Annotated in this window: 9 protein-coding genes; all 9 read left to right on the top strand. The window is 44.7% G+C overall.

The window, feature by feature from the left end; genetic code table 11:
* The first annotated feature begins 15 nt into the window (after window positions 1–15).
* The 9 genes from QFZ51_RS25065 to QFZ51_RS25025 all read left to right on the top strand — a co-directional run bounded on the left by QFZ51_RS25065 (window position 16) and on the right by QFZ51_RS25025 (window position 11,266).
* A complete protein-coding gene (locus tag QFZ51_RS25065) occupies window positions 16–1,017 on the top strand; it encodes a PorP/SprF family type IX secretion system membrane protein (protein WP_370907737.1) in 1,002 nt (333 codons plus the stop codon).
* Between the two features lie 18 nt (window positions 1,018–1,035).
* On the top strand, window positions 1,036–2,841 hold the full coding sequence (locus QFZ51_RS25060) for an OmpA family protein (RefSeq protein ID WP_429050139.1): 1,806 nt from the start codon (window positions 1,036–1,038) through the stop codon (window positions 2,839–2,841).
* Between the two features lie 222 nt (window positions 2,842–3,063).
* A complete protein-coding gene (locus tag QFZ51_RS25055; protein WP_429050137.1) occupies window positions 3,064–4,035 on the top strand; it encodes a peptidoglycan DD-metalloendopeptidase family protein in 972 nt (323 codons plus the stop codon).
* Between the two features lie 18 nt (window positions 4,036–4,053).
* Window positions 4,054–4,557 (top strand): DinB family protein, encoded by a 504-nt coding sequence (locus QFZ51_RS25050; protein ID WP_429050135.1) that lies wholly within the window; start codon window positions 4,054–4,056, stop codon window positions 4,555–4,557.
* Between the two features lie 126 nt (window positions 4,558–4,683).
* Window positions 4,684–5,175: a hypothetical protein gene (locus QFZ51_RS25045; protein WP_429050133.1), complete on the top strand. Its 492-nt coding sequence runs from the start codon at window positions 4,684–4,686 to the stop codon at window positions 5,173–5,175.
* Window positions 5,176–5,630: 455 nt separating this feature from the next.
* Window positions 5,631–6,149, top strand: coding sequence for a hypothetical protein (locus QFZ51_RS25040; protein ID WP_429050131.1), 519 nt, complete (start codon window positions 5,631–5,633; stop codon window positions 6,147–6,149).
* Window positions 6,150–6,316: 167 nt separating this feature from the next.
* The gene (locus QFZ51_RS25035) at window positions 6,317–6,865 is read left to right on the top strand and encodes an RNA polymerase sigma factor (protein ID WP_370907727.1); all 549 of its coding nucleotides are present in this window, start codon (window positions 6,317–6,319) and stop codon (window positions 6,863–6,865) included.
* 87 nt (window positions 6,866–6,952) lie between these two features.
* Window positions 6,953–7,945 (top strand): FecR family protein, encoded by a 993-nt coding sequence (locus tag QFZ51_RS25030; protein ID WP_429050128.1) that lies wholly within the window; start codon window positions 6,953–6,955, stop codon window positions 7,943–7,945.
* Window positions 7,946–7,972: 27 nt separating this feature from the next.
* Window positions 7,973–11,266 carry an outer membrane beta-barrel protein gene (locus QFZ51_RS25025; RefSeq protein ID WP_429050126.1) on the top strand — a complete coding sequence of 1,098 codons (3,294 nt, stop codon included), beginning with the start codon at window positions 7,973–7,975 and terminating at the stop codon, window positions 11,264–11,266.
* Window positions 11,267–11,272 lie beyond the last annotated feature (6 nt).

The following is an 11,272-nucleotide window of genomic DNA, read 5'->3' as shown; positions in this document are numbered from 1 at the left end:
CAAAAAAAGTAAAAGATGCAAACAGTACTCAGAGCAGGAATAATGGTGATGCTGCTGGCGATAGGAATGCGTGGAGCAGCGCAACAGAACATACAGTTCAGCCAATACGTGTTCAACGGGTTAAGCGTTAACCCTGCCTATGCAGGCTATAAAGAAGACCTGTATGTGAATGCCGTATACCGCCATCAATGGGCCGGTTTCCCCGGCGCGCCCCGTACGGGCGGCGTGTCGATAGACGGGGTGACGCCGGCCAGTGATAACAAGGTGGGGCTGGGACTGCAGATGTTGTTTGATAAACTCGGTCCGCAGGATGCCTTGTCGCTTTACGGTTCTTACTCCTACCGGATTCCGCTGGATGATGAGGATACGCGCCGGCTTTGCTTCGGGCTGGGAGGAGGCGTTACCCAGTACTCTATCGACGGTTCGGCCCTGCAATACATCGATAACGATGATGCGGCCCTTCCGTTGGGAAAGAAAAGTGTATGGGTACCGGATGCCCGCTTCGGGGTTTATTATTACACACCGCGCTTTTATGCAGGCGCCTCCATCATGGACCTGTTTTCGCTCTATACCGATGCAACCCGCTACAGCTGGAAAGGAAACAACTATTCTACGATCCGCAAAACACAGCACCTGTATGTTACCACGGGTGCTATGTTTCCGCTGGGCGACAACCTCCAGCTGAAGCCTTCGATCCTGATCAAGGAAGATTTTAAAGGACCTACCAACGTAGACATTAATGCTTTCCTGCTGATTGGTGAAAAGCTGTGGACGGGCGTCTCTTATCGCACCGGTGTAGGCGTGTGGAACAAAACCAACCTGCAGAAGGACCTGAGTGAGCTGGACGCAGCCAGCGTGATGGTGGAATTCTACGCTACAGAAACGCTGCGCATCGGGTACTCCTACGACCTCAGTATTAATAAAATGGCAGGTTACCAGGGAGGATCGCATGAAATATCACTAGGCTTCTTAATTCCTTCGAAAAATTTCACTGTAAAGAATCCCAGGTATTTTTAACCATAGTTTACTACCCGTATGATACGTCGCACTATAATTACCATCCCGCTGTTTCTTATTGCCTTCAACCTGTACAGCCAGGAGCAGAAAAGCATGTCGCAAATGGCTGAAGCAGCCTATGCACGGCAGGAGTATGCAGAGGCAGGAGCGCTTTATAACAGGATTGCCCGCAGCAAGGGAAGTAAGATGCCGGTAGATCAGCTGATGAAGATGGCCCATAGCTACCAGGAGATCGGCTACTTTAAGGAAGCTTCGGATGTATACAAGGAAATCACGGAGCGGGCCGACCGGCCTTCGTCTGCCTATTTTGCATATGGCGAAGCGCTCCGGCAACTGGAGCAATATGATGCCGCAAAGCAGCAGTATGCGTTGTTCACCACCTCCAATGCAGATAGTCTTAAACTAAAAGAGATTGCACTGCAGGGTTGCGACAGCGCCGTTGTATGGCTTAAACAAGCAGCGCCTATACAGTTAAAGCCGGTGAAAGAGCTGAACACACAAGGCTCCGACCTGGTAACCGGCGTGGTACAGAAAGGTTTACTGCTGATGTCAAACGGGTACCGCTCTATGGCACTGAATAACGGGTCGCAGGCAAAACCTCCGATCGATAAACGCACGGAACAACCTTACTATAAAGCATACGTTTACCAGCAATATGCCGGTGGCAACCACGATATGTTCCTGGAGGAACTGGCGCCTGCGCTACTGGCCAAATACGATTATCATATTGGCCCGGTGTGTTTGAACACCACAGAAGACACGCTCTATGCCACCATCAACATACAGGGCAAAGGGGTTCCCGTTACCGGTAAAGGACTGGTAAATGGTGTTCGCCAGTTGCAGATCTATCAATCTGTAAAAAAGAATGGCAAATGGGAAGCACCGGTACTGATGCCCGGCATCAATGTAACAGGATATTCTTCCAGTCACGCGGTACTAAGCAGCGGCGGCGATATATTGTATTTTGTATCTGACCGCCCGGGCGGTCAAGGACAAACAGATATCTGGTACGCCGAAAAACAGGCAGACGGTTCCTGGGGGGCGCCGGTCAACTGTGGCAGCCAGATAAATACCGTGGCAGCAGAAACCTTCCCCACCGTTAACGAAGACGGCATTCTTTATTTCTCCAGCAGGGGATATGCAGGAATGGGTGGTTATGACATTTACCGCGTAAAAGGCGGCAAATCCAGCTGGGAAATACCGGAGAACATGAAAGTACCTTTCAACTCCGGCGCAGACGATTTAGGGCTTATTTTGAAACGTAACGGCTATGAAGGTTACCTGGCTTCGAACAAACCAGGCAGCATGGGTAAAGATGATATCTATTATTTCTCAGATGCCGAATACTTTACCAGGATCAACCGCAGGGAAAACCCGCCGGTGATAACAGATCATACGGCCCCTCCTGTTACTGGCGACCAGCCTGGTGGAGGAAAGAAAGGACATACGCCGGAAGAAGAAGAGGATAGAAAGAAGCTGGAAGAACTGAAGTTCTTCTATGATTATAACAGCGCCTCACTGCTCAGCGAATCCCGCAGGATCCTGGACCAGGTAGCGGCGGTGCTGAAACGTCACCCCGACTGGAAGATCGTAATTGCATCTTTTGCTGATAACCGCGGCTCTGACCAATATAACACTGATTTGTCGGCCTTACGTTGTTATGCGGTAATAGATTACCTCGTTAATAAAGGGATCGATTCCAAACGCCTCTACTACACCAATAACGGGGAGAACAATCCTGTGAACGGCTGTAAGGATGGTGTACCATGTAAGGAAGAAGACTATAAGCAGAACAGGCGCACCGAACTGCGGATCAAATGGTAGCACTTCGCTGAACTTATACCATACAAAAAGCCTTCAAATCATTTCGGTTTGAAGGCTTTTTTCTTGCAGGTAATGGCTTTACACATTAAACTGCCGCAGGTGATGGTCGAAATGTTTAAAGGCAAGAATACCAATTTCGTCAGGAATAAATATAAAAAGCCAAACGGTGGCTTAGTGTAATATTTTGACTACTTTCAGCAACTAATAGTGCAAACGCTGAAAATGAAACTACGATCCATCCTGACAATGCTGCTGTCCTTAACTTTTGGCGCCGCCTTTTCCCAAGCAGAAAGCCCGGGAAGCAGGTATATATCGGCAAAGTTTGAAAAGTATTACAACAACGGTCAGTTTGATAGCATTTTTGCTACATTTTCTGAACAAACAAAAAACGCTTTGCCGTTAGATAAGACAAAAGCATTTCTCACCAATTTGAAAAGCAATTATGGGAATATTATAAAGCGTACATTTTTGGAATACCAGTCTTCATTTGCCGTATACAAAACAGCGTTTGATAAAGGTGTCATTCTTCTTAACATTTCAGCCGACAAGGATAGCACTATCAACGGGTTATATGCAAAGCCATATGTGCCGGATACATTGCCGGTATTGCCGCGGAATATCACCGCCATGCACCTGCCTTTTAAAGGGGAATGGACGGTGTTCTGGGGCGGGGATACAAAAGAATTAAACTATCACGTAGCAGTTAAATTCCAGAAAAATGCATTTGATATTGTAATTAATAACCCGGAAGGGAAGAGTTTTAAAACCAATGGGAAAACAAATGAGGACTACTATGCATTTGGACAACCCATCATTGCGCCATGTGATGGAGAAGTAGTTTTAGCGGTAGATGGGGTTAAAGATAATGTGCCGGGAGAGCTAAATCCCATGTTTGTTTCAGGCAATACTGTTTTGCTGAAAACCAAAAACAAAGAGTATGTTTTCTTTGCACACTTTAAGCAGCATTCAATTAAGGTAAAACAAGGCGATGTAATAAAACAAGGGCAATTGATAGGACTATGCGGAAACTCAGGAAATTCCTCTGAACCTCATTTGCATTTTCACCTTCAGAATGTGGAGAACACCAACCAGGCAACCGGTATAAAATGCTATTTTGAAAAGTTCAACGTAAACGGCGTTGTAAAAACAGATTATTCACCCATTAAGGGTGATAAGATAAGCGAAACCAGGTAATCTATAAAAGTAGCTCTTATGGATTCTTCATTAAAAATAACATTGTGGCATCAGTTCGGAGCATCTATTGACATGCTCGAAAATGCGTTAACTTTTTGCCCGGATGAACTATGGGATACCCCTGCTAAGTTCTGGTATATCGGGTATCATACCTTGTTTTTCCTGGATTTTTATTTGTCTGATGAAACACCAATGGAAAAGGACTTTTTACCACCGGCGCCATTTACGTTATCTGAATTTGGCACCGGGATGCCGGAACGGGTGTATGATAAAACGGAGTTGCTGACATACCTCCGATTTGGGCGTGAGAAGCTACGGGATCTGCTGACAAGGTTAACTGCTGAAGATATTTTGACGAAGCGGTTTGTTAGTGAGTACAAGGATTATAGTATATTGGAAATACTAATTTACAATATGCGCCATGTGCAGCACCATACCGCGCAACTGAACCTGTTATTGCGCCAGGAGGTGAAAGATGCACCGGATTGGGTATCCGCAACAAAAGCAGATTTAGCACTTTAAAGCAGCAGCGATTATAAATTAATATACCTGGCAATCAGGATGGTAAAATACTTGTTTCCAGGTATTGCCGGGGGTATTCAACCAGCATAACTTTGCGGTATTAATTAACCCAATACACGCAAAGAGATGAAAAGGACAACACGGATTTTTTTTAGTTTGTGCCTGGTAATGGTGGCAGGTTTGGTATTTACAGGCTGCGGCGGCAAAGACGATCCTGCACCCGATAGTAAAAAAGCAACCTTTAAATTTACGGTTACAGTAGCAGGCGCTGATAATAAGGATCAGGTGGATGTTCGCGTATCCGCAGGGAATCATGATGCCAGCCAGTACGGATCACCTGTTTGGAAAATAAACGGGGTTACCCAGGGAAATGAAAATGTGATGATACTCGATATTGATAATTTTGTAGGAGGCGTAAAAACATATGTAGTTGAAACCGTTAAGCCGTTTAATTTTAGCGGATTAAGTGTAGGTGTCGTGAATAACGCCCAGGTTCCAGGCGCGGTAACTATCAGTTATAAGGCCGAAGTAGATGGCAAGGTGGAAACGAATGTGCAAAATGTGGCGACTGCTGCCAGTCAATCTTATAATAAAGAATATACTTACGTAGCAAAATAATTTTTCATTGCGGTTAACGTCAATAAATCCAGGGAACGCTTTACAGGGCGTTCCTTTTTTTTGTGACAAACCAGGGGGTTACTTCTCCGATACTTTTCAGATACTTAGGAGTCGTGTATATGTTATACTCCCCATATACTCCCCATATACTCCCCCTGTACTCCCCCTATAGTCCCCATACTGTTCCGATACTGTTCCCATACTCTCACCATACTCTCATGATACACTCCCCATACATTCCCCATACACTATGACCGTTTCCGGGTCGCCCGATTCCGGCATAATCCGGCAAAAAGCGGCAAAAGCGGCATATTTGTTTTTTTCTGTTCCCTTCTGTGAATATTTTTGTGTTGTACTTCCTGGCGTAACTGATCCTTTGCAATTTTTCAGGTGTTGGATAACTTTTTTATATTTATAACAAGCAACAGGTTAATCAAAACTAAAAGAAATTAAACATGAAGCGGCATATTTTTATTATAATTTTTTTGATGGTAAGCCTGGTTTCCTGTAAATCGAAGAAGGCAACGGAATTCAGAGAAGCAATTGCTCAAAAGGAGAGGACTGCATTCCAGATTTTGGTAGGCAAAGGAGGGCCCGAGGAAGAGAAGTTGATATGCCTGGTAAATAACGACTTCAGTGGAGCCCTGCGTGCGGTAGATAAACAGGAACAGGCATTTGACAGTATCATCCGGGAGATAATCGCATTGCCGGCAGAAGGGATCAGCGAAGGAGCTGCATTAAAAACAGCTGCCATAAACTATTACATGTCCGTAAAAGATTTGCAGGTATTTGACCGCAGGATAATTGCAGCACAACAAGTCATGCACCAAACCAATGCAGACTCGATAGAGAATGCGCAGGACAAACTATTATTGCTGCAAAAAGAAAAACTGACGATGTCCGGGGTAGGGAATGAAAAAAGGACAGCGCTCCAGGAAGCCATCGGGAAATTCAATAAAGCGAACGATTTATAAGCGCCTGTAATCCAGGTGAAAAGGCCATTGTACCCAGGTGAACAGATTCATGAAAACCCGCGCTGTGTCCGGAATATGGTCATTGTTAACATTATTTTAATATTACTTTCATTTCAACATAACCCCTCCGTACTATGTTTGCATACATCTTCTAAACACAGAAAAATGTGAGAACGTTTTCGGAAAAGACCCTAATCTCGCTGCTCAAAAACCAAAATATCCCTGCATTTAATGAGCTCTATTCTCGTTATTGTAAAGAGCTTTATGATGCCGCCTATAAAAGACTCCTTTCTAAAGATGATGTGCAAGACATTATCCAGGATATTTTTATTTCTATCTGGAACAATGCAGAAAACCTCGACGAAAACCTATCACTCCGGCCATATCTGTTCAAGTCGCTCAAGTACAAGGTGATAGACGCCATTTATAAGAACAAAAGTAATGCACACTTATCCTTAACTGATATCGGCGAAATTGATTTCATAAAGGAGAGCCATGATCCCCTGCTCGCCAAAGAACTTGAAACGTTCTTAAATAATGAGATTGATAATTTACCGGTGAAAATGAAACAGGTTTTCCTGCTGAGCAGGAAACATTACCTCCCCAATGATGAAATTGCCAAACAACTCTCTATATCTTCCCAAACTGTTAAAAACCAGATCTCTATGGCACTCAAAAGATTGAGGGAGTCGCTGGAAAATGCTAATATTCTCTGATCCGCACATTAAGGAATTGTTATCTCGCACCTGCCTTATGGTACTTCACCCCGTTTAAAGAGAAGTATATAGCATAAAGGCAAACTTGTGGATCTAAACGAAAAAAAAATCAGGGAGCTGCTAGGTCAGTATTTGAATGGTACACTATCGCCAGAGGAGAGCGAACAGGTAGAGGCCTGGTATTCATCTTATGATATCAGCCATCCTGCTTCACCAGCATTTTCTACTGAAAAGGAAGAGGAAGAAGCGCATCGGGCTATTTTAAAAGGTATTCATGGTAAAATAAAATCCCAGCCGCAAAGAACACCGGTAAGAAGGATGGGCAACATGATAAAAATAGCGGCGGCAGTAGGACTTGTTTTGATTTCAGCAGGAATCACTTTTTTCCTTAGCAAACCAGGTGGTAAACAACAACTGGCTGCTGTTATAGATTCGGCTGCCATGAATACGATTGAAGTGGCCGAAGGTAAAATGAAGCTGGTGGAGCTGTCGGACGGTACTAAAATATGGTTGAATGCAGCCACGAAATTCAGTTACCCGAAACAGTTTTCAGAGAAAACAAGAGAAGTTACCCTGCTGGAAGGTGAAGCTTTCTTTGATGTGGCGCATGAAACTAACCGGCCGTTTATTGTGCACAGCAAGGGCCTGAGCACACAGGTTCTGGGCACCTCTTTTAATATTGACGCCTATAATTTCTCTAAATGTGTGAGAATATCAGTGGCCACCGGTAAGGTTGGCGTGAACCGTGGCAAGGAAGTGATTGGATTTTTAACCCCTAACGAAGAGATTCAATATAAACTGCTGTTGAATAAATCTATCAAATCCACCAGCGATGGAAAAGCGGTAAGCTCCTGGCGGACAGGAATTATTGTGCTTGATTATGTTGACTTTGAGAGCCTTCAGGCCATTCTCTTTAATAACTATAACTACGTATTGAAAACAGGCAAACGGGATTTAAATCATCTTCATTTTTCGGCAACCATCAAAAAAACAGACCGTATTGAAGATGTGATGAAACTCCTGAGCTCCATCAATAAAACCAAGTTTTCTATTACCGACAAGACAATCGTAATGTATTAATAACCCGGTGTAATCCTGTTTAAACGAATGAAAATAACTGTAGCATCTTTAGAGCGATTTTTACGTATTTCCGTATTGTGTTTCCTTTACATTCTCAATGCCGGCATTCTGCTTGGCGCAGCGGATGTGAGGGCACAGAAACTTTCCGATACCAAACTGACGGTTAATTTTGAGCACCAGAAATTAACGACTGGTATTGAGAAACTGAAAGAATTAACCGGTTTATATTTTGCATATAATAAAGATCTTTTTAAAGAAACCCGCATTGCCGCCATGTCGTTCAGGGATACGCCGCTGGATGTAATATTGGACAGGATGCTGGAGAAAACAGATTTTTCTTACCAGGTTGTTAATAATAATATTCTTATCAGCTTAGATAATAATAAACGGAACCAACGGGCGGAACCAGGACGTGTATCGGGCAAGGTAACAGATGGGAAAACAGGTGAAGCCATTCCGGGTGTAACGATCATCGCTTCAGGAGGCTCCTCATACGGCAGTACAGATATCCAGGGAAACTATGTGCTGAAACTGCAGCCCGGACAATATAAGCTGGAGTTCAGGTACATCGGTTACCAGGCGAAGGTGATCACAGAGGTGATGGTAAAAGAAAATGGAACCACTTCTTTAGATATTGTTTTGCAACAAACCTCCCAGCGGCTGAAAGATGTGGTAATCACCAGCTCGTATCGCCGGGAATCGCAATCAGCATTGTATGCCCTTCAGAAAAGAAGTACGGCCATCACCGATGGGATTTCTGCAGAGCTGATACGCAGAACACCCGACAGGAATGCAGGAGATGCGATTAAGCGGGTAACAGGAGTAAGTGTGCTCGATGGGAAATATGCGGTGGTAAGGGGACTTGCGGACCGCTACAATTATACGCTGTTAAACGGAGGGCTGCTTCCCAGCACGGAGCCCGACAGGCGCACTTTCAGCCTGGACCTGATTCCTGCGCTGGCTGTGGAAAGCATTGTAGTAACAAAAACAGCGACCGCAGATTTGCCCGGTGAATTTGCCGGTGGCGTGGTACAGGTGAACACGAAAGATTTTCCGGATAAGGATTTTATTACACTGTCGCTCGGAACCGGCTTTTATGACGGGCAAACAGGGAAAGCATTTTTCAAAGACCGCAGCGGTAAGAATGACTGGATAGGCTTTGATGATGGTAAACGCGCGGTCCCGGATGAATTTAAAATGAAAGCCAGTGAGTTGGCCCAGCTCTATCCGGAAGAAAGGTTCCGGATCAGCAATGCGCTGAGCAAAGGCTGGGAGCCGGTAAGCAGCGGGAAAGCAGAGCCCATACAACAGGTACAGATTGGCTATGGCAAAACCTTTAACTTCAAAAATGATACGAAGTTTGGCATCGTAGCGTTGGCAAATTACCGCAAAGACCAAACCATTGACCAGGTGGAACGGTATGATCTTGCACGGTATAGTAAATACGAGGGCACTGCCGGCCCGGGAGACACGGTGAAGTTTATGCGGTCCTATTTTAATGAGGAAGCCTACCGGTACCTGGTAAATACAGGAGCTTTGTTGAACATCACCTACCAGTTTGGAAAGAACAAGATAGGCATTAAAAGCATGTTTAACCAGGACTTTGAAACAGTAACCACCATCAAAAATGGGGAGAAAACATTGGGAGAAGGGATTGGCGATATCGTAAACAGCAGGGTAGTGGATATGCACCCTACGCAAAAAACCTTGCTGGGTGCGCAACTCCAGGGTGAGCATCGGTTAGGGATAGAAGCACCGGTTACATTTACCTGGAATGTTTCTTATAACAAAATCAGGAAGTATGAGCCCAACCAGGTGCGGTTAGGTTATGTAAACCTGTACCGCGCAGATACGGTGAGATATAAAGACCAGGATTACTTTGTACCAGAGTTCGGTTCTGTTGAAAATTCAAGTAAACTATATTCCGATTTAAAGGAAGATGCTTATAATATCAATTTTGCGGTATCCACTCCTTTTAAAGTGGCAGGCCAGCCACAGATTGTCAAAGCAGGCGCTTTTACACAATTTCGGAAGAGAGAGTATATCACTTATAATCTTGGGTATTTTGATGCCGCCCGCGGGTTAACTACCGGCAATGATACAGGAGGTTTCCCAAGTGATTCGGCCATTAACTTCGGCCAGCCAATAGATAAGATACTCAGTCCTGAAAACTTCAGGCCCGGTGGGTTAGTGGCAGTAAATTATGAGCTGCCTGCGAATCAATACACCGGCGGGGCTAACCTGGCATCGGCTTTTGTAAACGTGGAGAGTCAGCTGCTCGACAATCTTAAACTGATCTATGGTGCAAGAGTGGAGTTTTATGCCATGAGCCTGAGCACCAACAAGGAGCTAAACCGCAAATTGCCCGGAAGCGGTGGAACAGGAGATGACCAGGCGCCTATAGATTATATCCGTTATAATACAGATGTACTACCCTCGGCAACGATCATTTACAGCCCGGTTACATCAATGAACGTGCGGGCGGCCTATTCAAAAACACTGACAAGGCCCGAGTTCAGGGAAATAAGCCCCTATAATTACTTTGATTTTGTAAGCGGGTATATGACCATTGGTAATCCGGAGCTTAACCGGGGAACGATACAGAATCTCGATTTCCGGGTAGAATGGTTTCCTTCCGCCGCTGAAATTATTTCGGCATCTATCTTCAAAAAGAATTTGCATGATCCGGTGGAACTTACCACGCAGGCAACAACATCCACAACGAGGTTTGTACGCACGTACAGGAATGTGGATGAGGCATTGGTATGGGGACTTGAATTTGAGCTGCGTAAAAGCCTCTATTTTGGAACCGGCCCTGAATGGCTCCGTAACATTATCATCTTTGGTAATTATTCCCGGATACATTCCAAAATAATGGGAGAAACCGCAGGCTCCGGATTGGAGGTTACACAGAAATTGCGGGAAAGGCCATTAATGGGGCAGTCGCCTTATCTGCTCAATGCAGGGTTGCTTGTTAACGCATTTAAAAATACTTTCAGCTTTTCAGCAGCAATTAATCGTACCGGCCGGCGCATTGTTGTTGTTGGAACTACCGCTGAAGACAGGTCTGAAATCGGGGCCTATCCTGATATATATGAAAACCCTCGTAACCAGCTGGATGTACAACTTTCGCAAAAGCTATTGAAACAACGACTGGAACTCAGGTTGAATGCAGCCAATTTGCTGAACGACAGGTACATACAATACCAGGATTTTGATTTGAACGGCAAGTATTCAGGGAACACTTTTGACGGAACAACTTTTTCAAGGAAATCATTCAGTAATTACACATTCACAATTTCTTACAATTTTAAAAAGTAGCACGGA

It is taken from the genome of Chitinophaga sp. W3I9 (assembly GCF_050434025.1).
Lineage (GTDB): Bacteria > Bacteroidota > Bacteroidia > Chitinophagales > Chitinophagaceae > Chitinophaga.
This window is presented reverse-complemented; position numbering and strand designations above follow the sequence as displayed.

Excerpts from the sequence above, each read along its gene's own strand:
- QFZ51_RS25065 (WP_370907737.1), top strand. The coding sequence starts at position 16 with ATGCAAACAGTACTCAGAGCAGGAATAATGGTGATGCTGCTGGCGATA.
- QFZ51_RS25060 (WP_429050139.1), top strand. The coding sequence starts at position 1,036 with ATGATACGTCGCACTATAATTACCATCCCGCTGTTTCTTATTGCCTTC.
- QFZ51_RS25045 (WP_429050133.1), top strand. The coding sequence starts at position 4,684 with ATGAAAAGGACAACACGGATTTTTTTTAGTTTGTGCCTGGTAATGGTG.
- QFZ51_RS25025 (WP_429050126.1), top strand. The coding sequence starts at position 7,973 with ATGAAAATAACTGTAGCATCTTTAGAGCGATTTTTACGTATTTCCGTA.
- QFZ51_RS25055 (WP_429050137.1), top strand. The coding sequence starts at position 3,064 with ATGAAACTACGATCCATCCTGACAATGCTGCTGTCCTTAACTTTTGGC.
- QFZ51_RS25040 (WP_429050131.1), top strand. The coding sequence starts at position 5,631 with ATGAAGCGGCATATTTTTATTATAATTTTTTTGATGGTAAGCCTGGTT.
- QFZ51_RS25050 (WP_429050135.1), top strand. The coding sequence starts at position 4,054 with ATGGATTCTTCATTAAAAATAACATTGTGGCATCAGTTCGGAGCATCT.